We start from the raw sequence: 26,786 nt of genomic DNA, 5'->3' as shown, positions 1-26,786 counted from the left end.
ATTACAACAATCTAGGAAGGATCGTTTCTGCTATTTTTCTAGACACAATGAGCCGGATTAAGTCTCGCTCAGAAATCTCTAGAGCATTGCATAACCCTTCAATTTGTCGATAGGTAAATAGCCCTAAAGAGTATCCGCCCAATATTAATGTCGATAAAAGAGAACCCACAGCCTCCTTACCTGCATAAGGAAGATAATTTTTTATACGTGATTGTAATTTTGGTGCGCCACGAATAGCTCGTAGGAATGAAAATATCATAGATGTAGATGTGGCGGGATGCTCAGCTAAGAATCTCCTTGTTTCATTATATCTTGCATTTAGATTTACATTACTACGCTTCCATATATCATAACCTAATCCCGCTGCAGTCGTTGGCAAGCTTTCACCCAATTTCTCGAAAATACTCCGGGATTGTCTGATAAGATTCTCATTTTGTTCTGAAGATGTTTCTGCCAAGTCTCCCATTACCGTAATTGCACGCACGTTATAAGGATCGATATGTTCATACAGTATTTCAAGCGCATTTTGCGGATTTGGTAGAGGTTCACCTTCTAAATCTAAATCATTGATGCGCATAATCGCTTTTATATCCGGATTTCTATCGCCGTGCGTAAACACCAAAGCTCCAAGAACATTTCCAGAATTCAACATCTCAAGGATGATCCTTTTATCTTCTTCAGATCTTCTTAATGCCTGTACAGAACCCACGATATTCGCAGCAAGACTCTGATTACATAGACACCAACCAGATAACAATACGTTTAGACTGACTAGAGTTGCTGTGTAGGCTGTCTGTTGATCCTCAACGTTTTCCATTAGCTGATTCGATTTTTTCAAGATCCGAACAATATCAAATAAGCCTTTTGTATGTTTAGAATCTTTAAAAGCATTATGCAACCAAAAAGCGCCTGAAAAGTCGCTTGAAAATGCATTTTTTCCGTTACAGGTAATACATAATATTGAGTGGCTATCCCTACCAAAAATTGGGGGAGTAAACATTGAGAGTATTTCCCCATGAGTTATGGGTACCTCTCCTTTTCTCATCTTATCCAAAAGTCTCGCCACTCCTCCGCAAAAGTTAGAAAATATTTTACAGGCGTTTTGATGCTCTTTTTGGTATTTCGGATGTTTATCTATGCCGGGATATATAGTTCCTCCCTCAGCAAGATCAAGTAACCGCAATAGATTACTTTGAAATAGGGAATCTACGTCCATTTCTACTGATGGTCCAGCAACAGGTTCAGGAACAATACCCGGAACCGCTCCTTCCTCAACCTGAATTGGAACTTCTGGAGGTAATGAAGGTTCTTCTCTAGGAGTTGGTGGGAGAGTTTCTATTGGTTGTTCTTGAGGAGGCTCTGGAGAGACTGTCTGTATAGTTGGTGTAGGAGCTGGTGTGGGTGTTGGTGAAGACACTTGAGTTGAAATCAATCTCGGACCTCTAGGTCGAGTTCTCAAACCATATCGTGGAGGTCGTGTAATTCTTTGTGGTTCTATATTCCGTATTAAATCCAAGGAAAAATTAGCAAAAGCTTCTCGAAGTTCTGTTGAAGCTTTGGAAAGCTCAAAAAGTACTTTTCTAATTTGGAGAAAATAAGAAGCAAAAAATATTAAAGATACTGCTGCGGCAACAATAAGACCTAAACCCAATATTATACTAAAGGCGACGGGAACTCCTGGAATCAATTGAAGAATAAGAATCGTCAACAACAAAACAGCTGCGACTACTGCTGAAATCAAGCTAATAATTTGCGATTGTCGTATTTTACAAGCAGTGTCTTTCTGTTTAGGAGTAATAGGAAGTGATTCAGCGTGATTATCTGGATGAGAATTTGGATTAATTGTGGGTTGTGACATTTAGTTTCACTCTAAAACAAACGAAGTGCCCTTCTATTTTAAATGTTGAAAGATTTTTAAAAATATACTTTTTTATTTTTTAATCATTACTTTATAAAGATTCTTGACAAATCTTACTGATTAACCACAAACTGACCATTGTTACCACTTAAGGAGTCTGAACTGTATGTCGAAGATATATGATTTGCTAGGCAATGACGCGGAAAATTTGTTGAAATATGAATGCAAACATATTCCTAAAGAAAATCTTACCCTCCCCTCCCCTGATTTTATTGATAAAGTTTTCTCTTACTCTGATAGAAGCAATCTTGTATTAAGATCTTTACAATCTATGTTTTCTCATGGAAGATTAGCAAATACCGGATACCTTTCAATTCTTCCAGTGGATCAGGGAGTGGAACACACAGCCGGAGCATCCTTTTCGCCAAACCCTATTTATTTTGATCCAGAAAATATCATTCGATTAGCCATTGAAGGAGGTTGCTCTGCTGTAGCTTCCTCTTACGGGGTTTTGAGCCTACTTTCAAGAAAATATGCTCATAAAATCCCCTTTATGTTGAAACTGAACCATAACGAGCTTCTATCTTACCCAACAACATATCATCAGATTTTCTTTACTCAAGTAGAAAGTGCTTATAACATGGGAGCTGTTGCTGTGGGAGCAACGATTTATTTTGGTTCTAAGACATCTTCTGAAGAAATTGTCGCAGTTTCTCGAGCGTTCGCAAAAGCTAGGGAATTAGGGTTAGCTACAGTATTGTGGTGTTATTTACGAAACCCTAATTTTATTGTTAATGGTATAGATTATCATACAGCCGCAGATCTAACTGGTCAGGCAGATCATTTAGGAGCAACTTTAGGCGCTGATATCGTGAAACAAAAGCTGCCTACATCCCATGGCGGTTTTAAAGCTATCAAATTTAGTAAAACAGATGATAGAGTATATTCCGAACTCTCTTCAGATCATCCAATTGACCTTTGTCGTTACCAAGTACTGAATAGCTACTGTGGTAAGGTAGGTCTTATTAATTCCGGAGGTCCTTCGGGAAAAGATGATTTTGCAGAAGCTGCGAAAACTGCTGTGATTAACAAAAGAGCTGGAGGTATGGGGCTAATTTTGGGAAGAAAAGCTTTTCAAAAACCTCTTACTGAAGGCGTACAATTATTAAATTTGATTCAAGATATTTACTTAGACCCGAGTATTACAATAGCGTAATCTAAAGAAGGCTCTTATGCATACCCATTCAAAACCCTCAAAACCCCTGGGCACGTTTACTGTTGGAATGTTATCTCTAGCGGTAGTAATTAGTTTAAGGAACTTGCCCCTAACAGCAAAACACGGCTTATCAACGCTTTTCTTTTATGCTCTTGCCGTGGGCTGTTTTATGATCCCCTACGCGCTTATTTCAGCCGAATTAGCATCTTTTAAACCTCAAGGAATCTATATCTGGACTCGTGATGCCTTGGGCAAATGGTGGGGGTTCTTTTCTATATGGATGCAGTGGTTTCATAATATGACCTGGTATCCTGCGATGCTTGCTTTCATTGCAAGTACACTTGTATATAAAATCAATCCAGATCTAGCCCATAATAAAATCTATTTAGCAACAGTTATCCTTGCTGGATTTTGGGGACTGACCTTTTTTAATTTCTTCGGAATTAGTACGTCGGCTCTTTTCAGCTCAGTCTGTGTTATTATAGGAACTTTAATTCCAGGAGCAATTTTAGTTGCTCTAGCTATTTTTTGGATCGTCTCCGGAAATCCCATAGCCATTTCTCTTTCTTGGGGCGATCTACTCCCTGAAATTAATGGTATGTCGTCCTTTGTATTGCTTGCAGGCATGCTCTTAGCGCTTTGTGGATTAGAAGCAAATGCCAACCTAGCTTCAGATATGGTAAATCCTAGAAAAAATTACCCTAGAGCAGTATTTATTGGAGCAATTGCCACACTTGCCATCTTAGTTTTAGGATCACTTTCTATAGCTATCGTTATTCCTAAAGAAGAAATTAGCCTAGTTTCAGGTCTTGTTAAAGCATTCTCCCTATTCTTTGATAAGTATAATCTTTCTTGGATGACTAGTATTGTTGTTGTTATGACAATTGCCGGATCCTTGGGAGAACTGAATGCATGGATGTTCGCTGGAACTAAAGGACTATTTGTCTCTACACAAAACGATTGTCTTCCTAAAATGTTTAAAAAAGTAAACTCAAGAAACGTTCCTACAAACCTTATGCTATTTCAAGCAATTGTAGTTACTTTGTTTACTTTGATCTTTTTATGCTTAGATTCAGCAGACCTAGCCTATTGGATTCTTAGTGCATTAAGCATACAAATGTATTTAGCTATGTACATTTGTTTATTTATTGCAGGTCCAGTTCTTCGTATTAAGGAGCCAAAAGCACAACGTTTGTATTCAGTTCCTGGAAAATTTTTTGGTATCTGTCTACTTTCGTTCCTAGGAATACTTTCCTGTTTATTTGCCTTATGGATTAGCTTTTTACCTCCTGAAGAGGTTACGCAGTTGTCAGGAGCTGGTAAAATAGGTTATTCAGCCTTTCTACTATTAGCCTTTTCTATAAACTGCATGATACCTTTTGGTATTTACTATGCTCATAAGAAACTAATCAAATAGGTTTAATAAAACCATGGAAGCAATTCCTTAAAAAGTTTTGAGGAATTGCTTTTTCATATTTTTCTTGTTTCCCAGCCTTCTCTGCCAAAAAACACAAAATTGAATTTAAATAACTATTCTTCGAATAAGTTGGAAAATAAGACTTCTAAAAAACGGTTTGAAGAAATTACATCAGTTAAATCTTCTATACTTACTCCTAGGTGATTTGCCATTACTTCTAACTCTCTTTTATTAGCTATCCCTGCGCTGAATAAGCCTACAATCATCGGCTTAAATAAAGATTTCCAATGACTTATAGGCATGGCTTTTATGAGTAATCCTTGAATAAAACTCTGGTATTTAGAATGACTATGAAGAAGTTCTATAAGCAGAAAGGGATTAGCAACTAAGTCATAATAGTTATCGATAATAAATTCGTTTAAATTGAAAATTCCGTTTAAATTTCTTGCTAAAGCAAATCTAAAGTTCCAAGAAGAAAATGAAGGTAAATTCAAGCAAAAGCTCATTCTTAAGTTTAGATTATCGATTACAGAACGTAACGAAGGATCATTTTGTATATATCCATCAGAGTTTATCCCGCGACGAATTTTATGACATTCTGTAGCAGCTAAAGCCTGAATCGATCCTTCCAAAAACTCAGCAAATTTATCACGTAAATCAGGCTCTGCTCGCGAGAAAATTAGCTGAACAAAATTGCCACTTTCTAAATAAGATCGAACATCTTCAGTAAGAAGATCAGGATTATAAGATTCTAGCATATCGATACACGGCTCACCCATATATAAACCATAAAGCCAAAGATTAAATGACTGTAGGGCTCTACAAATATAGGCGGGATCTCCGTGATTGATACGCCAAGATTCAGCAATTTCTATAAAATTCTCAATTAAGAAACGATTAATATCTGGTTTTTCAAGAACAAGAACAATAAAGTCTACAAAAGAGTGCTGCATTAACAGCTCACTCCAAATTTGTAAACAATAGCAAAGTGAAGTCTCTTTTTTCCTAGAATGTATTGAAGGAATAAATAGATACTTAATTTCCTTAACTATCCCTTGAATTAAGTTTCCCGACTCCTTACCGCAATGTACGACAGCTTTAGTGAAGGTATTAGCAAAATTCATTAGAGATGTTCCTAGACTTTCTACTCGTGTAGAAATATTATTCCTATACTCTGGATTCTCCCGGTAAAATGTTCCACTAATAAACACACGCTCAGGAATACCTTCTGATAATATTGGAATTTCCCTCTCTTTAATCTGCTCAGGAATAGATAATTTTTGTAATGTTTGTAGAAAAGTTTGTTCCTCATTAGAAAATTCCATCTCATCAGGAAGAACGATTTTCGGGAAAATTCTTTTTTCTGCATTTAAAATGAAAATTAGAACTAGACCTATCAAAGATACTGATGTAGCAATACAAGCAAAGGAAAGTAACGCGATCAAAGATGTAAGAACATTAGATCCAACAAGTACTACACCTACAATGGCAAGAACAGCGATGATAGAAAAAAAGATGACCATAATAATGACATCTCTAGAAACACATCGCTTGTACCTTTGAGTATCTAAAGATAGATCTGGATGATCTTTTTTAGAATGTAAGTGAAATATAGAAGAAATAAGGACCTTTATGAAATTAAGTGATCAAATAATAATTTGAGAAGGATTATTAACTGAAAAAGAAAAAGTTCAGAAATCCTGTGATTAAAAAGAATATCACCATCGACATAATATCATTTAGTGCAGTAACTATAGGTCCTGAGGCTAAAGCTGGATCCACTCCTAATTTTACAAAGAAAAATGGTGAAAGAACTCCTAAAGTTGTAGCTGTTAACGATGCTCCTAACACTCCGGCTGCTACAGTAACTCCTAACTGCAACCCTCCTCCAGAAAAAAGATTCATACCTATAAAACCCATAAGATAAACAACAATCCCACAAAGAATCCCAAGGGCAACTCCTGTCAATAAACCAATGCTCATCTCTTTAAAGATTGTTTCTCTACGACGTCCAAAAGAAAGCGTTCCCGTAGCCATACTTCGAACTAAAATCGTACTACATTGAACACCAACATTCCCAGACATCCCATTAATTAAAGGAATAAAGAAAATAACCAGAGCTAATAACGAGGGGGCAATTTTTTGAAAGTATGCCATTACTGAGGCACTCACCAACCCCGCACAGAGAGTTACTAGCAACCAAGGTGCTCTAAGTAGAAATCTCTGAACAACATGACAGCTGTGATACCCCACATCTTCCGTAGTCCCTGCCATACGAGCTATTGTTTCATCAGCAATGTCTTCTATAGCCTCTACAACATCTTCATAAGTAATAGCACCTATTAAGAAATTCTCTTCGTCAACAACAGGGAGAGCAGCTATCTTATAGCGTTCTACTAAATCGACAACCTCTTCTCTAGTTGCATCAGGCAAAACTTTATGTTCTACCTGATTCATAATCTGTTTTAAAGAAATTTCAGGAGGGTTAATTATTAAACTTCTATCAGTAACAACACCTTGAAGTTCTCCTTTAAAATCCAAAACAAAAACGAGTCGAGTTAAATCTATCCCAGGATTATTTCTAATACATGCAGAAACATCTTTAACGGTAGTTTCCATTAAAAATGCGAAAAATTCATTAGTCATAAGTCTTCCTGCAGTATTACGGCCGTGTTTCTGTAAGTCACGAATTTTTAATGATTTTTTAGAATCTATTAATTCTAATATTCTGCGATAACGTCGATCAGGAATATCATCTAATACCCATACAGCTTCATCGGGAGGCATCTGATCAATTAATGCACAGACTTCTATGTCGGTCAATTTACGAAAAATAGCCCATCGAGAAGCAGAATCTGTATTTATAATAAAAGCCACACGCGATGCTATACATGAGAGATTTTTATAAAGAATCGCACGAGAATCTGGAGGAAGACAAGAAACAGCATAGGCTAAATCTATAGGATTATACTCACTGACAATCTTGGAAAGATCATGAGAATGTATATCCGTAGACAAACAGGTAAACGCTTTCTCTAACTTAAAACTTAGTTCATCATCGAGATGACTAGTTTTCGAATCCATTAAGTTTCCTGAACCAAGAGCCGCATCTAGTTTCTCTTCGCCTCTGTTTTGTTCGCCCACCATAGTTTACCTCTTTGATTAGCTACGACTTCATGAAATGCATGTCCAGCCCGTAAATTTGCTAAACACGGATCATTCAGCCATCGTGATTCTGTGATTTTGAAACCAAAATCTACAGAACGCATTACCATAGCCCAAGCCTGGCCAATCTCTTTTTTAACAGCATAGAACTTGCCTAGGGTATAGTAAGCCTCGCTACAACCTAAAGCAATCGCCTGTTCTAAGTATACCCTAACTAATTCTTCGGATTCCAAAGAACGTCGCTTCCAGAATAAAAATAACCAGGCTTCTCCTAATAAGAGTAATAAATCCTCTTGATCAGGATACGCATCGATTAATGAATTTAAAATAATTAAAGCTTCTTCGACTAGAGCCTCATCTTGCAATAGTTTTCCTTTTCCTAAAAGGGTAGAAGCAAGAATAATTTTAGCTCTAAAAGACTGCTTCTCCTCATCTATATTAGATAATAGGGTGTACGCCTCGTCATAATAATCTTGAGATTCTTGAAGATCGGCCAGCAAATAGCAAGAATGTCCCCATAATTCCAAGATCTCCATTCGATGAGTAATATCCCAAGCTTTACGATAATATAATAAAGACTCTTCTAAATAAATTTCCTTATAAACAAGATCTGTTGTTGCCTCAGCTAAACATTTTAACGCAAGGCCTCGATCACTCCAAAATAAAAATACTTCAGGACGTAAAGAACATAGTCTTTTCACTACTTCAACAGCTTTCTGAAGTAATCTTACATTCTTTTTTCTCACACCCCATGCAAAATATACATCAAATAATTTTTGCCAACTGTTGATATTTTCTGAATCCCATTCAATACAAGATTTAAAACAAGAAGCAGAAGCTGCGAAATTGGCATCATCGCTGAAATATAAAGCAGAACAAAGCTGGACTAATCCTAAAGCGTGAATTAAATGAGGATTTCCTGGGAAAGCTCTCATAGCAGCAACTAATCGTGTACGACTTTCTCTAAATAAATTTGGTTCATCTAAGTATAATCCTAATACAGCTATACCATTAGCCAACAAAGCAGAAAGAATAATCGGATCAGCCCCCTTCCTCTGAGCTGACGCTAACTTATCTAACCCCATCTCTATATGTTTCATATTACTGTTAAGCCAACCCGAACGAATTAATAATTCCCCCCATAAAACCCATAATTCAGCAATATGAGGAAAAGCTTGAACAGTTTGATACAATATTCTATTTGCCTGATGAAAATGCTCTTTCTCATAAGTAAGGTCGAATAGTCTTACCTTAGCCACAGCATAGCTATAGCGATAATTTTCATAAGCAGAGTTATCAATATGACGATTAAAACTTAGGAAAATCGCCTTAGATAAGTGATCTATAGCTTGTTGTAAATATGATGAGTTTCCAAACTCTAATCCGAGAATTTGTAGGCATTCAGCATAATCCGCATGAGCACTTGCTCGATGTGGAAGCAAATTTAATACCCTAGAAAAAGAATTGGAACTTCGTATTAGAGTTTCCTTTTCTTTATTCTTGTAGTATAAAGTTAAAAAAGTTTTTCCTATAACTTCATATACATAGGCAGTGGCTGAATGAGAAGTCTCTTCATGTTTTTCACCCCGACAAAAATGTTGCCAACCCAAGTTATTATCTAAATGAGGATTAATTTTTAATAGCTGCTCCATCACATGAAAATCTTTAACAATGTGATCAAGAAATCTGGTATCCCCAGTTAAAGAAAATAACTCAAAATTCGCACATATTTTAGCTGAGCATAAAGATAGTCTATCTGAAGAACTTATCCCTAATTTTTTAAATAAAAGGTCTATGTATGACAAGGTATCAATTAAAATTTGAGAATTCTTCTTATTAATACCATAATGCATTCCATAGAAGATAACCTTCTTCAGGATCACAACGTGATCACAAGTAAGCATTAATAAACTCTCAGACAGAGATAAATATCCCTCCCCGATCGCAGAACTTCCCTCTAAATCTATCAATTCAGAAATAAGAAAATTTACAAATGCTTCAGAGCAACCGAATTCATGGAATACATCGGATTGTCTATGGAAATTTTTAGAAGAAATGAAAGGTAAGGATGATCCCATCTTGTGACTGCTGTACTGTCATATTCTTTTCCTCATATAATCTAGAGGATGTTCTAAAAGATTGAATTTCTACCCCTAACACAGGATACAATCCCAGATAATATACTATTGTTTAAGATTTTCCGAGACGAAAAGCTAAGAATTTCAAAACTGATGTATTTAGATATTAAATATAAAAGCGTCTGACAGAAAAACTTTGGAACTAGTTTAGCTTATTTAAGTTTTTCATCAAAAATATTTTACATGAGAATGCTAAAAGAAATCCAATCCTTACAACGCTTTAAGACCTTGTGTCTCTAGCGTTAGTCTCCGTCTCATTATTATCCTCACTATCCTCTGGAGTTGGAGCAGTAACAACAGCTATTCCAGGATAAACAGGAAGGTGCGCATTTGGATAATATTGGGCAGATATATGCGATCCTGAAATAATCTGCCCATCCTTAAATAAGAACATACAAATCGGCTGGAAACATCCAATTAAGTAGTGACTAAATTGTCCCAATCCTTGGCGTGTACCACCACCTTCGAATTTAAAGTTGCGTTGAGGATTAGCTAACCACAACCCACGAGAACGTATGACGTCATCATTCCAGTCCCTTTCTACACATGCATAGGCAACACGACCGCCTAAAGGATTAAGTAATCCATAAAAGACTGTCATCATTGAAGCTGTGCCATAAAAAGGAGCCTTAAACATATTAACCAAAGATCGTCCCATTTCTCTAACAATATCTTTTAAAATAAAACGGTCTTCTATCGAAATATCCTTCTTAGAAAAGTATTGGATAACCATTTGCAACAGTATGTGGAAAGGAATCACAATAAATCTAATTAAGTTATAGATCATCTTAATAAGAACAAGAGAGGGTGTGGCAAGTATAGGGAAAACAAAAGTTGTAATTCTATAATCCACACCATCTTGATAATAATACACTAATGCCACACCAGAGTTAGTTGCATCTAAAGTAGATAAATCTATATGGTTTTCCTGAACTATCTCTTGAATATTTTCCTTTTCATCCGCCTTAGGTGTAGAATAGTAACATATGGGCATAGAAGCCCAGATTCTATTCCCAAAAGGTTTAATTACTGAGCCCGATAAAATATCCACCTTTTTGCTAATTCTATGTAAAATGTACATTCCACCGGTCAATAAAATAGTTGGAATAGCCACTGCCACCACAACTGAGACCCAGGTCATGACAAACGCTTGGAATTGTAGGGTACCAAGAAGCATGGCCAACAAAACTAAAGTTATCAACACAGATAGTGCCAATAAAGCAACACGTATTTGACGATTTGCTTGATACTTTTCTAGATTCAAATGAGTGCCCGAATTCTTCGTGATCTTTGTCTGGAAAGTATTCTCCCATTCTTCTTGATCTGGAAAATTACTAGATCTAACGGGCATTAATTTTTCATTAACTGTGGGCAAATTAAAACAAGACATGTTACACTTTTAAAAAGTTTTATTTTATTTCAATTTCAAAGAAAAGAAATTCTCGAACCACTATACTCTCATTACGTTTTTATTAAAATTTTTTAGTGCCATTCATGAGAAAGAAAATCGCAAAATCGAATTATAATCTCCTACTACTGGGAAGCATGTTAATAGGGCTGGTTCTAGCCTCCCTTAATTCCCCCTTAATTTTTCAAAGTGCAGAAATTATATCAGGAATTTTTTTAAAACTGTTAAGGTTTTTAAGTCTTCCTCTAGTATTTTTTGCTATCGGAGCAACGATTACATCAATTAAAAATTTTCAGATAATGTTGTCTCTGGGAAGAAAAATACTATACTATACACTACTCACTACAATTATAGCTGCCACAATTGGCCTAGGATTATTTATTATTATCTATCCTGTTATGCCTTTAGAAGGGAATTTAGAAACATCTTCAACCGCATGTTCAACCGGATATCTTCAAGTATTGTCAAATACTATTCCTGGGAATATTCTAGAGCCATTTATAGATAATAATGTTATCTCAGCTACATTTTTAGCTGCTTTACTAGGAATTGCCTCCCTATTTCTTCCTGAAAAACAAAAAGATTTTACTCAGACCCTATTTTCAACATTCTTTTCTATACTTTTGAATATTGCTAAAGGCGTTCTTAAATTACTCGCTCCGGCCACACTGGCTTTCTCTATTCTCTTCTATAAGGAAGTCACACAAAGTCAAGGAAACTTAGTTATCTTTAGCAAGTACCTTCTTTGCGTAGTGGGAGCCAATCTAATCCAAGGGTTTATTGTTTTGCCATGGCTTTTGAAAGCAAATAAGCTTTCACCCTTGAAAATTGTCAGGAAAATGTCTCCGGCATTAGTTACAGCATTTTTTTCAAAATCTTCAGCCTCCACTCTCCCTCTAACGATGGAATTAGCTGAAGAGGAACTGAAAATTAAACCCTCGTTATCAAGACTAGCCTTCCCTCTATGTTCTGTTATCAATATGAACGGTTGTGCCGCCTTTATTTTAATTACGGTGCTCTTTGTAGGAATATCTAACGGCCTTAGTTTTTCTTTATTTTCGATGATTGGTTGGATATTCATTGCAACGTTATGTGCGATTGGCAATGCCGGAGTGCCTATGGGATGCTTCTTTCTTGCATCTTCTTTGATCACTTCGATGCATATCCCGCTACATTTATTGGGATTAATTCTTCCCTTCTACACTATATTAGACATGATCGAAACATCATTAAATGTATGGTCCGATTGCTGCGTTGTTAGTGTGACAGACAAGCACTTTTCAGATAAATTTGTTGAACTAGAGTAAATATAATGAACAAAAATCAGACACAATTCTCTTCAAGACTAGGTTTTATTTTCTCTATGATGGGAATAGCTGTTGGTGCTGGAAATATCTGGCGTTTCCCTAGAATTGCAGCACAAAATGGTAGTGGGGCCTTTATTTTGATTTGGCTTCTATTCCTATTTATCTGGTCAATTCCACTGATTATTATAGAGCTTTCTCTAGGGAAATTAACTAAAAAAGCCCCTATAGGCACCTTAATTAAAACAGCGGGGCCTAAATACGCATGGTTAGGAGGATTTGTTACTTTAGTAACAACGTGTATTTTAGCCTACTACTCTAATATCGTTGGATGGGGTCTGAGCTATTTTTACTACTCAATTTCTGGGAAAATTTACTCTGGAAATAATTTTTCCCAATTATGGGAAACTCATTATCAAAGCTCTTTCCCACTACTATTTCATTTCTTATCTCTATTTTTAGCCTATATGATTATTCGTAAAGGTATTGTACAGGGTATTGAGAAATGTAATAAAATTCTTATCCCCTCATTCTTTGTCTGTACTCTGGTACTACTCCTTAGAGCAGTGACTCTTCCTAACGCCGTTCAAGGAATCAAACAACTTTTTACTTTTGATTTCGCCTCTCTTTCTAGTTATAAGTTATGGTTAGAAGCTCTAACACAAAACGCTTGGGATACAGGAGCTGGATGGGGATTGCTCCTAGTATATTCTGGATTTGCTTCAAAGAAAACTGGCGTCGTTAGCAATGGAGCTCTTACTGCTATATCGAATAACTTGGTTTCCCTAATTATGGGAATTATTGTATTTGCCACATGCTCTTCTTTAGATATTTTAGGGACCACACAATTACAACAAGGCGCGGGATCTTCAAGCATAGGCATAGCTTTTATCTATCTACCAGAACTATTTACAAGAATTCCCGGATCTACATACTTACCGGCCATTTTTAGTTCTATATTCTTTCTTGCCTTTGCTATGGCAGCCCTCTCATCAATGATTTCAATGTTATTTTTGTTATCACAAACTCTTTCGGAATTTGGAATAAAAAAACATGTAGCGGAATCTTCAGCGACAATCATAGCTTTTATTCTTGGTGTGCCTTCATCTTTAAGTCTTGCTGTATTTGCAAACCAAGATACTGTTTGGGGCATTGGATTAATTATTAACGGTCTTATTTTTATCTACGCCGCAATCAGTTACGGGCTCACACATTTAAAAAAGAAGATCATTAACGCAGTTCCAGGAGATATTCATCTCAATAAAACATTTGACTCTATGGTAAAGTATTTACTTCCTATTGAAGGAATAGTTTTACTTTTATGGTATTTTTACGAAGGGCTTTTCCCTGAAGATGGGTACTGGTGGAATCCTATATCAATATACAGTCTTTCTAGTTTGATTTTACAGTGGTCTATTGGATTAATTATTTTATGGTCATTAAATAAAAAAATTTCCAAACGCTTTTCTTTCTATAACTTAGAAAATTAAAAGGTTAGATCTTGATATATTCTCTTCCTTAAGATATCCTATCTTAAGTTTTATTATTTTTCTCAAGACAATTAAGGAAGCATATGTCAACAACATCAGTATCTTCACCAAATCAAGCACAAAATCAAGAGGGTTCACTAGATAGAGTTTTGCTGAGCTTCAATGGAAAAATAAATGATTTAAACAGGAAAGTAGAAGGCATTGAAAGCAAAATCAACCAAATGGATAGAGTTTCTTCCCTAGCCCTTACTACGGGTAATAACGTGGCGACAGATCTATTTCTTTTAAGAGATGAGGTTGACAAGCTAAAAGAATGCCTAACTGCAGTTACAGGCTTGTTAACTCAACCAGGCTTTTCAGGAATCCCCGGAGCTACGCCTCGTTCAGAAGGCACCAGTTACATAATAGGACGCACACCCCCTTCTACCTGCTCTAAACTTATGGCCTTAGCGTTAACAATTTTAGCTTTAATTGCTATCGCTATACTTATTATTTGTATCGTTGCTGTTTGCGGTGGTTTTCCAGTATTCATTTCTCTACTTAACATGTACACAGTTGGCGCTTGTATATCTCTACCTATTATTTCATGTGCCGCAGTTTCACTCATGATTCTCTGCTCACTGTCTATCAGCTCTTTATTAAGAAGCAAACCTGCAATCTATATGATCAATAATTCTCAAATAGGATCTTAATTATTATAAAAGAATATTTAGGAGAAACTAAGCGTTATGACCTCTGTAAGAAATGATTTAAATCCGTCCGATCCCACCGCACTCTCATCTTCTTTATTAAATCCGGGTGATCTTGCAACGCAGTTATCTAATCTTCAAACGGCTCTAGCCGGGATACAACAACATCCTTTAGGTGGCTGGCCACAACATCCTACAGGACCTGCTATAGATCAGAGTTATCTAATGCGTATCATGCAGTCTCATATGGCAACTACCTCAGCAACAGTGTCCGAATTAAGAACCGAAGTTACTGCAATGAAAACAAGAATGCAGGGGTTATCTACCCCAACAGGTGTTTGCAGCGGTCCTATGGCCTTAGCCTCGTTTCTTTTAGCCATCTCTTTAGTCGCCATTATCATTATTGTTTTAGCCTCTTTAGGCCTTGCAGGTATATTACCTCAAGCCGCAGCTATTTTAGTTAATACAGCAAACACTGTATGGGCTATTGTTAGCGCTTCGATAGTCGCGGTAATCTGCCTAATTAGCGTATTATGCGTAACGCTAATTCGACACCATAAACCCTTACCTATTGAAACTGGACCTGCGGGAAATTAAAAAATAAATTATATTAAATTTATTCTTTGTTTAATCTCTCAACTCACCTTGAAATTAATTGATTTCATCAGTTAATATATTATTTTCTTAGGTGGGTTTGTTATGCAAAAAGCCCTTCGTCTGCTATTGAATTTGCATCATGGAGAAGAGAGAAGAGCGCTTCTATTCCTGGTTTTAGGCTTAATCTGGGGAATAGGATGCTACGGGTCCCTTGCATTAAGCGAAGGGCTTTTTCTTGAAAATGTGGGAACTGAAGGTCTACCCTCCATTTACTTGGGTTCATCTTCCATTTTATGTCTTCTATCCTCACTAATTCTTTATAATTTATTCAAAAAAAGAGTTTCACCTAAAACATTATTTTTACTACCTATAACCAGCATAATTGTATGTAACCTCTATCTCTTTTGTTACGCAACAACATGCAATGAAATTCCTTCAACACCTCTACTTGTTTATCGCATGCTCTCTTGGAGCTTGATTATATTGGCATATACAAATTTTTGGGGATTTGTAGATCAATTCTTTAATCTTCAAGATGCTAAAAGACATTTCAGTATATTCAATGCCATCATATTCCTAGGAGATGCTATCGGTTCCGGAATTGTCAATCGTATCCAATATATAGGTATAGAAACGATTCTGATACTCTTCATAGTGATTCTATTAAGTTGCTACCCACTAGTGCACTATGTATCTAAATCTTTGAAGGAGTTATCAGAAGATCATGATCACTTCTTAGATACTGGTCACCCCCCATCTGTATCCAAAGCTTTTAAACTCTGTCTGAAGGATAGCTATACTTTTTATCTACTATGTTTTTATTTCCTAATGCAGCTACTTGCTATTGCAACAGAATTCAATTACCTAAAAATTTTTGAAACTCACTTTGCAAATGGAAATACATACGAACTTACAGCACATATAACTAAGTGGTCCTCCTGGATTTCTCTAACCAACATGTGTTTCGCTCTGTTTGCCTATAGTAGGATAGTAAAAAACATAGGCGTGAATAATATCATCTTATTCGCCCCCCTATGTTTCACCAATCTATTCCTTTGCTGGTCTTTCAAAACATCAATTGCAATTGCAACTATTGGTATGGTGGCTCGAGAAGGACTTACCTACGCACTAGATGATAACAACCTACAATTATTGATTTACGGTGTTCCAAATAGTATACGAAATCAAATTAGAATCGCGATAGAATGCTTTATTGAACCTATAGGCATGTTTGTATGGGCTCTGGTGTGTTTCGCTATTTCTTATCAATACACAGTTTGTCTAACTATATCTTTGATTACAGTAGTTCTCGCCTATTTATTACGTTCATATTATGCACGGGCTATTCTAAGAAATCTCTCTTCTCAAGCCATCCATTTAAAAAAGACAATGTTGGAATGGATAAAAGCCATGACTTCAAAAGAGAGAAGACAAATCGAACTCTTATTACTTACACATCTCAAGCATCAACATGAACGGCATCAGATATTTGCTTTTCAACATTTATTAAATTTAGGAAGCCGCAGTGTCCTTCCTAGCCTACTAGCTCATATGAATAAGCTAAGCTTGCCTAGCAAGCTAAAGACTATGGAAATGTTAAAGAATAGTCTATGGGCAAAAGATTTTCTTACTCTGGAACTCCTGAAACGCTGGTCATCGACCACTCCACACCCTTCAATAGCCATAGGAATCCACCTCTATTTTGCGGAACATGATCTATTGCGAATATCTGATATTTCCGAAGATCTTTATGATGAACCGGGGGATAGACTTCTGGCTGCGATTCTTACCGTACGCCGGCAAGAAATTAGTGGGCAATATCGTGATATTGCAGATTCAAGACTTAAAGAACTTCTCAATTCTATGGATCCTCAAACAGTATCCATTGGTCTTTCCATTTTAACTCTAGAAAGAAATCCTGATAATTTCCCAATTTTAATTGAGTTTCTAGATAACGTGGGTAATGAAATTTTCATTCAAATATGCAAAGCGCTACAAGCATCTGTAAAGGCTACTCATAAACCCTACTGTAAAAAATTGATACAAGTCTTAAAACAGAATGTGCATAACGATGAGGCCTGTTATTATTTACTAAAAACAATTGGAGTAATCTTAGATGCTTCCCTAGTAAAAGACTTCCTTATCACCTCATCTTTATTAAAAAGCGCCTCAAGAAAATATGCTGAGGCCATAATCATAGAACTTCCTAAAGAGACAGCAAACTCATTTCTTCAGATCCTTTCTGATAATAGCACACATAATCGCTGTCGAATTCTTGCCGCAAAAGCTCTCTGCAAAATTGACAATAAGCTATTCAAAAAAAATGCTTATAAAATTGTAAAATCTAAAGCTCTTAAAGCAATTTTTTATGATTATCATAAAAATTATATTCAAAAATCCTATCCAAAATACAATCTCAACCTATTAGTTAATACTTTAGAATCTAATTACCAATCAGAAGTTAACTTTATGTTTGAATTTTTAGGTATTTTAGGATCTGTAGAACATTCTGATATTCTTATAAGAGCACTAACAGGGAAAAATAAAAAGGCAAAGGCTCAAGCTTTAGAATCTCTAGAGAAAAACTGTGAAGATTATCTATTTTCTCTACTTGATCCATTTATTAACGATACAGGAAAGCGCAGTGAAAAATACTACCTCAAATGCGGGGTTATTCCTTTAACTTTAAAAGAATTATTGAATATGATGGAAAACTCTCCTTCGTATTTAAGCAAACTTACATCAAGACAGTTAAAGGAAGAATTAGCAAACTGTGATGCTGATTTTCAACCAGCACCACCTTATTCAACTTTAGATGAAGAGTATGATCATCATAATAAAGACGACTCTGACAGTCTAGTTCCCTTCTTCACTATTTAGCCAGGAGTCTCTTAATGAATCTAATTGACCGCGCCTTCCTTCTAAAGAAGAATCCTATTTTTAATTCTTTAGATATGGATGTTCTCCTCGCTATTTCAGATAAAACAGAGATTATGATTTTCAAACCCGGGGTAAAGATCTTCTCAACAGAAGAACCCAGCTTCAGCTTGTATATTATAGTAGAAGGTTATGTTAAAATTACTGATAACAACTCCTCTTTATCGGTTACGATTTCGTCACAGGATTGTTTTGGGGAGGAAAGTTTATTTAGTAATAAACTTCGAGAATATAACGCCGAAGCTATAACTCAAGTACGCACGCTAATCTTAAGCAAAGGACAGTTTCTTAGTATTGTTGAAGAATGCCCCTCTGTTGCCCTGTCACTTCTAGAACTCTACGCAAAGCAAATCACTTTTAGACATCCTTCATCATAGAAGCACATCTAAAAATACAACTTAAAAAATAAGAATAAACTGAAAAAAATAAAATGAAATGGTGCGCTATTTTAGTGAAAAGATGATGCACTAAGGTACCAACGCACCCCAAAAGGTTTGTATAAAATTACTAACCCTGACGTGTCTTAATATACATAATGACGTCACCTACAGTACGTAATTTCTCTGCATCTTGCTCTGAAATTTCAAAGTTAAACTTTTCTTCCAAAGTCATTATCAACTCTGTTAAGTCTAAACTATCAGCATTAAGATCTTCAATAAATGAAGAACTTTCACTTACTTCATTTGCATCTACGCCAAGCTGCTCAACAATAATTGACTTTACATCATCTTCTAAACTCATTGCTATATCCTTATGTTTTATCTACACAATTATCTAAAAATTCCTGAAAAAGAGAAGAACATCTAGTATCACAAAAATCCAATTTTTCAATCTAGATCGTTTGTAATCTATGTTAGTGTGTCATGCCTCCATCAACACTCACTACCTGAGAAGTGATATAAGAAGATAAGGGTGAAGCGAGAAATAGTGCAACATTAGCAATTTCTTCTGGGAAACCCATTCTCCCCATAGGAACATTTTTTAACCATTCTGTTTTTAAATTATCATTTAACACTTTAGTCATGTCGGTATCAATACATCCTGGAGCTATACAGTTCACTCGAATATTTCTCGCAGCAACTTCCTTAGCTAAAGCTCTACTAAATCCTATAATACCTGCTTTTGCAGCTGCATAGTTAGTTTGTCCCGGACTACCCATTAAACCAACAACAGAACTAATATTGATTATGGATCCAGAACGAGCTTTAATCATAGGACGAATTACACTTGAACACACGTAGTATAGGGAATTTAAATTCGTATTGATAACAGCGGACCACTCTTCTTCAGACATACGCATTAAAAGATTATCTCGAGTAATCCCTGCATTATTTACTAAAATATCAATAGTACCATGTGCTCCAATAAAACTCTGAACAGCATCTTTTACAGACTGATTATTACTAACATCAACCTTGGCAAAGGTTACTGGTTTTCCTATTCCAGATAATTCTTCAGCGGCTTGCTTACCACCTTCAACATTTATTCCCCATATTTCAACATCAGCACCTTGCTGAACAAAAAGCTTGGCTATGGCAAATCCTATACCTCTAGATCCTCCTGTAACGATCGCTTTTTTCCCCAACAATACATTATTCATATATCTATAGCTCCGCTAAAAAATTATTGATGCTTTCTACTGTGCCTAAACTTTTAATGGGTTTGTTTAACCCTATAGAACGATTTAAGCCTGCAAGAACCTTGCCCGGGCCTATTTCTAAAAATTCATCAACTTCTAAATCTATCTTAGAACAACTTTGATACCATAATGTAGGAGAAGTCATCTGCTTCACTAAACACTGACGAATTTCATCGTTATTCGTTAAAAAATTTGCCACCACATTAGATACGAAAGGCACTTCAGAACTATTCATATCTAAATTATACAAATAAGGAGCCAATTCGTCTTCTGCTGTCTGCATTAACGGCGTATGAAAAGCACCTGATACTTTTAAAAAAATTGCTCTTTTTGCTCCTAAATCCGTAAATAATGTAATGGCCTCTTCTATTTTTTCTCGTAACCCAGCAATCACAAGCTGTTTAGGAGCATTATAGTTAGCAATCCAAATACCCTCTCCCAAGCTTTCTAGATTTTGCTCAACAATATCTGCAGTCAATCCAAGGATCGCTGCCATAGCTCCAGGGCTTTGTTTACAAGCTTGATTCATAAACTGGGCACGTTTACTAATGACATTAAAACCATCAATTAGAGAAATACGTCCAGAGGCAACTAGAGCGCTATATTCTCCTAAACTTAATCCAGAAACTACAGTAGGTATTATAGAAGTTCTTGAAGCTAAAATTTTTACTATAGCTAAACTATGTAAATATATAGATAATTGACTGTAAGCTGTTTCAAGTAATTTTTCTTCAGGTCCATCAAACATAATTGAAGACAAAGAAAAACCTAATGTCTCATCAGCCAAAGCAAATATTTCAGCAGCCTCTGGATAATGTTCCACCAAATCTTTACCCATACCAACATATTGACTACCTTGGCCGGGAAATAAGAATCCTATTTTTCTTGTCATGAATTAACCTTCTACCTGTTGTAAAACAACCGCCCCCCAAGATAATCCACCTCCAAAAGCAACTAGAAGCAGATATTCCCCAGAATTAATTACATGCGATTGCAACAATTCATCTAGAGCTATGCATACAGAAGAGGCTGCCGTATTCCCATACCTGGATAAAGTTTTAAACACCTTAGCATCATCTATTTTGAAACGCTTAGCTATAGCATCGATAATTCTTTCATTAGCTTGATGTGGAACTAACCAGTCTATATCATCTTCCCCTAGACCTGCCTCAGCAATACATGCTTTGGCTGCAAATTCCATCCGTCTTACTGCATGCTTAAACACTTCTTTGCCTTCCATAGCAATAAAATGCTTACCTTCTGTTACAGTCTCTATAGAAGCAGGAATACGGCTACCCCCAGCAGGTAAACTTAATAAATCCGCTACACTTCCGTCAGCTCCTAAATTCACATTAGTGATTTCTAAAGCTCCTGGACGACTTTCTCCAATAACACAGGCAGAACCCCCATCACCAAAAAGCACACAAGTATTTCTATCTTCATAATTTACAAAAGAAGAAAGTTTATCTGCTGCAATAAGTAAAACGTTGTTGTACATTCCCGATTCAATAAAGGCTTTAGCCACTGATAAGCCGTATAAATAACCAGTACAAGCAGCCATACAATCAAATGCAGGAATTTCTTTTACCCCCAAATAAGCTTGAGCTAAAGCCGCACTAGATGGGAAAATATGATCGGGAGCTGAGGTGGAAAAAATAATGCATTCTATTTGGTCTTTTGTGAGGCCAGCTTTCTGGATTGCTTTCTCTGCTGCTTTAGCTCCCATAATCGATGTATATTCACCAACTGCAGCAATACGTCTTTCTTTGATTCCGGTCCTTGTTACTATCCATTCATCAGAAGTATCTACCATCTGTTCAAGATCAGAATTAGATAGGATTTTTTCGGGTAGATAAGAACCCGTAGCCCAGATAGATGCCTTTCTTGTTTTTTTCACACACGACCATAAATAAAGAAAAAAGCTAGTATACTATTCAAAGAGTTTATACCCTAACTTTTATTTTAGGTATTTAAGTCTGTTCTGAAGTCCTGAGAAAAAACAAAAAATATAGATAGTTCTAAAATGTTAAAGTACCCAGATTATTTATCCAAATTGATCTCTTTTCTTAGGAAACTTCCAGGAATAGGATTTAAGACAGCAGAAAAATTAGCCTTTGAATTATTGGACTGGGATCAAGATCAATTAGAGGCTATGAGTCAAGCTTTTTATGAAGTGTCTTCAGCACGAAGTCACTGTTCCACCTGTTTTTCCTTAAAGAATTTTCCAGATAGCAATTGTGAGTTTTGTCAAACCAACCGAGACACCTCTAAGTTATGCATCGTAGCAACTCCTAAAGATATTTTTTCTTTAGAACGTTCTCAAATTTTCAAAGGTCATTATTACGTCTTGGGAGCGTTATTATCTCCAATAACAGGAAAGAGTATCGATAAAGCAAGAATGAATTTATTAAAACAGCGTATAGAGTTTTTAAAACCAAAAGAAATTATTATAGCCCTAGATGCCACTCTAGAAGGAGACGCTACCGCTCTTTTTTTAAAACAAGAACTTGCTGATTTTTCAGTTTCCATTTCTCGTTTAGCTTTAGGCTTGCCTATAGGGTTGTCTTTTGATTATATAGACTCGGGCACGCTTGCCAGAGCATTTTCTGGAAGAAATCCATATTAAACTTGAAATAAAATTTTTCTATTTTTAAATTTTTTTGACTATAAAAACATAAGTATCTTTAGAAGCACTGTAAATATTCAAGATAGTAAGATCTTGTTAAAAAACATCCTAGTCCTTATTTTTGTGCTTACTTCAATAAACAAGTTTTTCTGTCCTAGGGGAAATTCTTTCGAATGTTCATGATGCGAAATAAAGTTATTCTGCGGTTTACTGTTTTAGCGCTAATCCAAGCCCCGTTGGCTCTATTGGCTACAGAAACAGTTAAGGAAGGATATACACTAGTTGAATCTATTACGATTACAACTGAAGGTGAAAATTCTTTAAACAAACATCCACTACCAAAATTAAAGACAAAAAGTGGAGCTTTGTTTTCTCAAGCGGACTTTGATGAAGATCTACGGAATCTATCCAAAGACTACGATAGAGTAGAGCCAAAAGTTGATTTTTCCAATGGAAAGACTACGATCTCTTTAGTTCTTATTGCCAAACCTTGCATTCGAAAGATTTGCATTACAGGAAATGAAGCCGTACCTAATCACAAGATTCTCAAAACTCTACAAATCTATGAAAATGATGTATTTGATAGAGAGAAGTTCTTAAAAAATTTTGATGAACTTAGGGTTTATTATCTTAAGCGTGGTTATTTTGAGTCTAATCTATCCTATGACTTAGATCATAACGAACATCGTGGCTATATTGATATCACTGTTCGAATTCAAGAAGGTCCTTGTGGTAAAATTAAAAAATTAGAGATCTGTGGTCTTAATAGATGTGAAAAGGCTGATGTCAAAGAAATTATCCTTACTAAGCAGTATTCAAAAACTACTAGTTGGTTTACAGGGAGTGGTCTATATCATCCAGATGTTGTTGAACAAGATTCATTTGCAATTACTAATTACTTACATAATTTAGGTTATGCAGATGCAACGGTTACTCCAAAACGTGAAGTTGATGAATGTGGAAATATCATACTTTATATGGATGTAGACAAAGGTCCTCTTTATACTTTAGGACATGTTCATATTGAAGGATTTAATTTACTACCTAAACGACTTGTAGAAAAACAATTATCCGCAGGTCCTAATGATATTTACTGTCCGGAAAACATATGGGATGGTGCTCAAAAAATTAAGAATATCTATGCTAAATATGGATATATCAACACTAATGTTGACGTAACTTTTTCTCCTCATGCATCACGTTCTGTGTATGACGTAACCTATCAAGTAAGTGAAGGATCTCCGTATAAAGTTGGTTTAATCAAAATTACAGGAAACACTCATACCAAACACGATGTTATCCTACACGAAAGCAGTCTATTTCCAGGAGACACTTTCAATAGATTAAAACTTGAAGACACAGAGCAACGGTTAAGAAATACAGGTTATTTCCAAAGTGTCAGTGTTTACACGGTACGCTCTCAATTAGATCCTTTGGATAATTCTGAAGAATATCGTGACATCTTTATAGATGTTAAAGAAACCACAACAGGAAACTTAGGACTATTTCTAGGATTTAGCTCCTTAGATAATTTGTTTGGAGGTGTTGAATTATCTGAAAGTAATTTTGATCTTCTAGGTATTAGACATCTATTCTCTAAAGGCTTTAAATGCTTAAGAGGTGGTGGAGAATATCTATTTCTAAAAGCTAATTTTGGAGATAAGGTTACTGATTATACTGTTAAATGGACTAAGCCCCACTTTTTAAATACGCCATGGATTCTAGGTGTTGAGCTTGACAAATCAATCAATAGAGCTCTCTCTAAAGATTATTCTGTTGAGACTTATGGTGGAAATGTCAGCACTACATATATCTTAAATCAACAATTAAAATATGGAATCTACTATCGCGGTACTCAAACTAGCTTACATAAAAAGAAAAGAAATCAAGCAGGACCAGATCTTGCTGCCAATAAAGGTTTCGTATCTGCTGCTGGGGTAAATTTAAATTACGATTCTGTAAATAACCCTAGAAACCCGACTACAGGAATACGCAGTGGTATAAACTTTGAAGTTTCCGGTCTTGGTGGTACATACCATTTTACAAAGCTCTCCATAAACAGCTCGATATACCGAAAACTGACAAGAAAAGGTGTATTGAAAATTAAGGGAGAAGCCCAATTTCTTAAACCGTTTGGCGATACGACTCTAGAAGGTATCCCCATTAGCGAACGTTTCTTCTTAGGTGGAGAAACTACAGTTCGTGGGTATAAACCATTTATTATTGGTCCTAAATTCTCTCCTACAGAACCTCAGGGAGGTCTATCCTCTCTCCTACTTACTGAGGAGTTCCAATATCCTTTGATCAATCAGCCTAACGTTAGTGCTTTTGTTTTCCTAGATTCAGGATTTATTGGACTTAAAGAATACACTATCCGATTAAAAGATCTTTGTGGTAGTGCAGGATTTGGTCTACGCTTCGACGTAATGAACAACGTGCCTGTTATGTTAGGTTTTGGTTGGCCATTCCGTCCCACAGAAGTATTTGAAGGTGAAAAGATCGATGTTTCACAACGCTTCTTCTTTGCGTTAGGAGGCGTCTTCTAAATATAGCTAAGCAAGAAAGTAAAAGAAACTCTAAATCTTTGGTTGTCTTCAGAGAGAGCTTTTGCTAATCTAAAGCTCTTCATCTCTTAGATCTTATAAAGGTTAATATGAAAAAATCATTACGCTCTGTTTTTCTAGCTTTACTAACTTTAGCAGGTACACAACAAGTTTTTGCTGACAACGACTCTCTTGAGGGTAATTTAGGTGTTGTTAGCTTAAAGCGTTGTTTAGAAGAATCTGCTTTTGGAAAAAAAGAAACAGAAGAACTCGAAAATATGAAGGAACAGTTCTCAAAGAATTCCGAGAAAATGGAAGAAGAACTGACAGCACTTTATAATAAATTACAAGACGAAGACTACATCGAGAGCCTCTCTTCTTCAGCTGCTGATGAGCTAAGAAAAAAGTTTGAAAACCTCTCTGCAGAATATAATGCTTTACAGTCTCAATATTATCAAATGTTGAACCAAAGCAATATGAAAAGAGTGCAGAAACTGATACAGGAAGTAAAAAAAGCTTCTGAAGTAGTACGTGTGAAAGAAGGTTTATTAGCTATTTTTAATGATGAAGTGGTTCTATCCATTGCTTCTAGTGCTGATAAAACTAATGAGATTATCAAAATTCTTGATGAATCTTTCAAAAATAATTAAGATACCTCAAGAACCAAGGAGTTTTGTATGCCTCAGGAACAGGTCTATACTCTTCAACAGTTAGCGGACTTATTAAAAGTTGAAGTTCAAGGAAATACAGAAGCTCCTATTTCTGGTGTTGAAGAAATAAGTGAAGCTCAAGCTCATCATGTTACTTTTTTAGATAATGAGAAGTATTCTCGTTTTATAAAAATTACTGAAGCTGGAGCTATTATTCTGTCAAAAGCTCAAGCTCAAAAGTATGGGCATTTAAATAAGAACTTTCTTATAGTTTCTGAGTTCCCATCAATAGCTTTCCAGAAATGTATAGAGCTATTTATCCCTCATGTTAAATCAGGATTTCCTGGAGTTCACCCTACAGCTGTTATACACCCTACAGCACATATCGGCAAAAATGTCTGTATAGAACCCTATGTTGTTATATGTCAAAATGCTTATATTGGGGATTTTTCATATATTGGAGCAGGGAGTGTTATAGGGGCATATTCAGCTCTCGGAGAAAGTTGTCTTGTTCATCCTAAAGTAGTTATCCGTGAACGTGTTGAAATAGGCAAAAGAGTCATTATTCAACCCGGAGCTGTTATTGGATCATGTGGTTTTGGTTACATAACTAATGCTTTTGGTCGTCATAAGCATTTAAAACACCTTGGCAAGGTAATTATTGAAGACGATGTTGAAATAGGAGCGAATACTACCATAGATAGAGGTCGTTTCAAAAATAGCATCATACGTGAAGGCGCGAAAATCGATAATCAAGTTCAGATAGCTCATCACGTGGAGATCGGGAAACATAGCATGATTGTTGCCCAGGCAGGAATCGCAGGTTCTACAAAAATTGGTAACCACGTTATTATTGGCGGGCAGACAGGAATTACAGGTCATATTTCCATAACGGACCATGTAATTATGATGGCTCAAACAGGAGTTACTAAATCTATTTCTTCTCCAGGAATCTATGGAGGAGCTCCGGCACGCCCCTATCAAGAAATTCATCGTCAAATTGCAAAGATCCGCAGTCTACCTAAATTAGAAGAACGTTTAGGAATGTTAGAAGAAAAGATTAAGGGATTATCAGCAAAATCCGAAGAAGCACCAATAATCCCTTAGTT

21 protein-coding genes are annotated in these 26,786 nt (G+C 36.0%); 12 read left to right on the top strand and 9 right to left on the bottom strand.

Going from position 1 to position 26,786, the window contains the following annotated elements; genetic code table 11:
* Position 1: 1 nt before the first annotated feature.
* Complete coding sequence (locus tag C10C_RS02545; RefSeq protein WP_117274291.1) at positions 2–1,858, bottom strand: CT214 family putative inclusion membrane protein; 1,857 nt, start codon at positions 1,856–1,858, stop codon at positions 2–4.
* A gap of 166 nt (positions 1,859–2,024) precedes the next feature.
* On the opposite strand from C10C_RS02545, the gene C10C_RS02540 reads away from it, so the two are divergent.
* Together C10C_RS02540 and C10C_RS02535 are read left to right on the top strand one after the other, a co-directional pair.
* The gene (locus C10C_RS02540) at positions 2,025–3,074 is read left to right on the top strand and encodes a class I fructose-bisphosphate aldolase (protein ID WP_117274290.1); all 1,050 of its coding nucleotides are present in this window, start codon (positions 2,025–2,027) and stop codon (positions 3,072–3,074) included.
* A 16-nt stretch (positions 3,075–3,090) separates the two neighbouring features.
* Positions 3,091–4,491, top strand: coding sequence for an amino acid permease (locus C10C_RS02535; RefSeq protein ID WP_117274289.1), 1,401 nt, complete (start codon positions 3,091–3,093; stop codon positions 4,489–4,491).
* A 113-nt stretch (positions 4,492–4,604) separates the two neighbouring features.
* On the opposite strand, the gene C10C_RS02530 is transcribed toward C10C_RS02535, so the two are convergent.
* The 4 genes from C10C_RS02530 to C10C_RS02515 form a co-directional block, all read right to left on the bottom strand.
* Complete coding sequence (locus tag C10C_RS02530) at positions 4,605–6,014, bottom strand: CT214 family putative inclusion membrane protein (RefSeq protein ID WP_117274288.1); 1,410 nt, start codon at positions 6,012–6,014, stop codon at positions 4,605–4,607.
* A 148-nt stretch (positions 6,015–6,162) separates the two neighbouring features.
* Positions 6,163–7,575: a magnesium transporter gene (mgtE, locus tag C10C_RS02525; RefSeq protein WP_117274764.1), complete on the bottom strand. Its 1,413-nt coding sequence runs from the start codon at positions 7,573–7,575 to the stop codon at positions 6,163–6,165.
* A 26-nt stretch (positions 7,576–7,601) separates the two neighbouring features.
* Positions 7,602–9,734 carry a tetratricopeptide repeat protein gene (locus tag C10C_RS02520; protein WP_117274287.1) on the bottom strand — a complete coding sequence of 711 codons (2,133 nt, stop codon included), beginning with the start codon at positions 9,732–9,734 and terminating at the stop codon, positions 7,602–7,604.
* 280 nt (positions 9,735–10,014) lie between these two features.
* On the bottom strand, positions 10,015–11,184 hold the full coding sequence (locus tag C10C_RS02515; protein ID WP_117274286.1) for a transmembrane 268 family protein: 1,170 nt from the start codon (positions 11,182–11,184) through the stop codon (positions 10,015–10,017).
* A gap of 104 nt (positions 11,185–11,288) precedes the next feature.
* On the opposite strand from C10C_RS02515, the gene C10C_RS02510 reads away from it, so the two are divergent.
* From C10C_RS02510 to C10C_RS02485, 6 genes are all read left to right on the top strand, one after another.
* Positions 11,289–12,509, top strand: a complete 1,221-nt coding sequence (locus C10C_RS02510) for a dicarboxylate/amino acid:cation symporter (RefSeq protein ID WP_117274285.1) — start codon at positions 11,289–11,291, stop codon at positions 12,507–12,509.
* A 5-nt stretch (positions 12,510–12,514) separates the two neighbouring features.
* Positions 12,515–13,996: a sodium-dependent transporter gene (locus tag C10C_RS02505; RefSeq protein ID WP_117274284.1), complete on the top strand. Its 1,482-nt coding sequence runs from the start codon at positions 12,515–12,517 to the stop codon at positions 13,994–13,996.
* 83 nt (positions 13,997–14,079) lie between these two features.
* On the top strand, positions 14,080–14,688 hold the full coding sequence (gene incB, locus C10C_RS02500) for an inclusion membrane protein IncB (protein ID WP_117274283.1): 609 nt from the start codon (positions 14,080–14,082) through the stop codon (positions 14,686–14,688).
* 36 nt (positions 14,689–14,724) lie between these two features.
* A complete protein-coding gene (locus C10C_RS02495; RefSeq protein WP_117274282.1) occupies positions 14,725–15,282 on the top strand; it encodes a hypothetical protein in 558 nt (185 codons plus the stop codon).
* Between the two features lie 102 nt (positions 15,283–15,384).
* A complete protein-coding gene (locus C10C_RS02490; RefSeq protein ID WP_117274281.1) occupies positions 15,385–18,162 on the top strand; it encodes a hypothetical protein in 2,778 nt (925 codons plus the stop codon).
* 14 nt (positions 18,163–18,176) lie between these two features.
* On the top strand, positions 18,177–18,596 hold the full coding sequence (locus C10C_RS02485; protein WP_117274280.1) for a cyclic nucleotide-binding domain-containing protein: 420 nt from the start codon (positions 18,177–18,179) through the stop codon (positions 18,594–18,596).
* 130 nt (positions 18,597–18,726) lie between these two features.
* On the opposite strand, the gene acpP is transcribed toward C10C_RS02485, so the two are convergent.
* The 4 genes from acpP to C10C_RS02465 form a co-directional block, all read right to left on the bottom strand.
* Positions 18,727–18,960: an acyl carrier protein gene (gene acpP, locus C10C_RS02480; protein WP_117274279.1), complete on the bottom strand. Its 234-nt coding sequence runs from the start codon at positions 18,958–18,960 to the stop codon at positions 18,727–18,729.
* Positions 18,961–19,072: 112 nt separating this feature from the next.
* On the bottom strand, positions 19,073–19,819 hold the full coding sequence (gene fabG / locus C10C_RS02475) for a 3-oxoacyl-ACP reductase FabG (RefSeq protein ID WP_117274278.1): 747 nt from the start codon (positions 19,817–19,819) through the stop codon (positions 19,073–19,075).
* A 4-nt stretch (positions 19,820–19,823) separates the two neighbouring features.
* Positions 19,824–20,750 carry an ACP S-malonyltransferase gene (gene fabD, locus C10C_RS02470; protein WP_117274277.1) on the bottom strand — a complete coding sequence of 309 codons (927 nt, stop codon included), beginning with the start codon at positions 20,748–20,750 and terminating at the stop codon, positions 19,824–19,826.
* A gap of 3 nt (positions 20,751–20,753) precedes the next feature.
* Positions 20,754–21,755 (bottom strand): beta-ketoacyl-ACP synthase III, encoded by a 1,002-nt coding sequence (locus C10C_RS02465; protein WP_117274276.1) that lies wholly within the window; start codon positions 21,753–21,755, stop codon positions 20,754–20,756.
* 126 nt (positions 21,756–21,881) lie between these two features.
* Here C10C_RS02465 and recR point away from each other — a divergent pair, with 126 nt between their 5' ends.
* The 4 genes from recR to lpxD all read left to right on the top strand — a co-directional run bounded on the left by recR (position 21,882) and on the right by lpxD (position 26,784).
* The gene (gene recR / locus C10C_RS02460) at positions 21,882–22,484 is read left to right on the top strand and encodes a recombination mediator RecR (protein ID WP_117274275.1); all 603 of its coding nucleotides are present in this window, start codon (positions 21,882–21,884) and stop codon (positions 22,482–22,484) included.
* A gap of 173 nt (positions 22,485–22,657) precedes the next feature.
* Positions 22,658–25,030 carry an outer membrane protein assembly factor BamA gene (gene bamA / locus C10C_RS02455; protein ID WP_117274274.1) on the top strand — a complete coding sequence of 791 codons (2,373 nt, stop codon included), beginning with the start codon at positions 22,658–22,660 and terminating at the stop codon, positions 25,028–25,030.
* Positions 25,031–25,137: 107 nt separating this feature from the next.
* Entirely contained in the window at positions 25,138–25,677 is a 540-nt protein-coding gene (locus tag C10C_RS02450; protein WP_117274273.1) for an OmpH family outer membrane protein, read from the top strand.
* Positions 25,678–25,704: 27 nt separating this feature from the next.
* Entirely contained in the window at positions 25,705–26,784 is a 1,080-nt protein-coding gene (gene lpxD / locus C10C_RS02445) for a UDP-3-O-(3-hydroxymyristoyl)glucosamine N-acyltransferase (protein WP_117274272.1), read from the top strand.
* Positions 26,785–26,786: the final 2 nt, after the last annotated feature.

This window comes from Chlamydia poikilotherma (assembly GCF_900239975.1).
GTDB classification, from domain to species: domain Bacteria; phylum Chlamydiota; class Chlamydiia; order Chlamydiales; family Chlamydiaceae; genus Chlamydia; species Chlamydia poikilotherma.
This window is presented reverse-complemented; position numbering and strand designations above follow the sequence as displayed.

Coding starts and splice junctions, on each gene's coding strand:
- mgtE (WP_117274764.1), bottom strand. CDS start 7,575: ATGGATTCGAAAACTAGTCATCTCGATGATGAACTAAGTTTTAAGTTA.
- lpxD (WP_117274272.1), top strand. CDS start 25,705: ATGCCTCAGGAACAGGTCTATACTCTTCAACAGTTAGCGGACTTATTA.
- C10C_RS02485 (WP_117274280.1), top strand. CDS start 18,177: ATGAATCTAATTGACCGCGCCTTCCTTCTAAAGAAGAATCCTATTTTT.
- fabD (WP_117274277.1), bottom strand. CDS start 20,750: ATGACAAGAAAAATAGGATTCTTATTTCCCGGCCAAGGTAGTCAATAT.
- C10C_RS02510 (WP_117274285.1), top strand. CDS start 11,289: ATGAGAAAGAAAATCGCAAAATCGAATTATAATCTCCTACTACTGGGA.
- incB (WP_117274283.1), top strand. CDS start 14,080: ATGTCAACAACATCAGTATCTTCACCAAATCAAGCACAAAATCAAGAG.
- bamA (WP_117274274.1), top strand. CDS start 22,658: ATGTTCATGATGCGAAATAAAGTTATTCTGCGGTTTACTGTTTTAGCG.
- C10C_RS02545 (WP_117274291.1), bottom strand. CDS start 1,858: ATGTCACAACCCACAATTAATCCAAATTCTCATCCAGATAATCACGCT.
- C10C_RS02520 (WP_117274287.1), bottom strand. CDS start 9,734: ATGGGATCATCCTTACCTTTCATTTCTTCTAAAAATTTCCATAGACAA.
- C10C_RS02540 (WP_117274290.1), top strand. CDS start 2,025: ATGTCGAAGATATATGATTTGCTAGGCAATGACGCGGAAAATTTGTTG.
- C10C_RS02535 (WP_117274289.1), top strand. CDS start 3,091: ATGCATACCCATTCAAAACCCTCAAAACCCCTGGGCACGTTTACTGTT.
- acpP (WP_117274279.1), bottom strand. CDS start 18,960: ATGAGTTTAGAAGATGATGTAAAGTCAATTATTGTTGAGCAGCTTGGC.
- C10C_RS02495 (WP_117274282.1), top strand. CDS start 14,725: ATGACCTCTGTAAGAAATGATTTAAATCCGTCCGATCCCACCGCACTC.
- C10C_RS02490 (WP_117274281.1), top strand. CDS start 15,385: ATGCAAAAAGCCCTTCGTCTGCTATTGAATTTGCATCATGGAGAAGAG.
- C10C_RS02450 (WP_117274273.1), top strand. CDS start 25,138: ATGAAAAAATCATTACGCTCTGTTTTTCTAGCTTTACTAACTTTAGCA.
- C10C_RS02530 (WP_117274288.1), bottom strand. CDS start 6,014: ATGGTCATCTTTTTTTCTATCATCGCTGTTCTTGCCATTGTAGGTGTA.
- C10C_RS02515 (WP_117274286.1), bottom strand. CDS start 11,184: ATGTCTTGTTTTAATTTGCCCACAGTTAATGAAAAATTAATGCCCGTT.
- fabG (WP_117274278.1), bottom strand. CDS start 19,819: ATGAATAATGTATTGTTGGGGAAAAAAGCGATCGTTACAGGAGGATCT.
- C10C_RS02505 (WP_117274284.1), top strand. CDS start 12,515: ATGAACAAAAATCAGACACAATTCTCTTCAAGACTAGGTTTTATTTTC.
- recR (WP_117274275.1), top strand. CDS start 21,882: ATGTTAAAGTACCCAGATTATTTATCCAAATTGATCTCTTTTCTTAGG.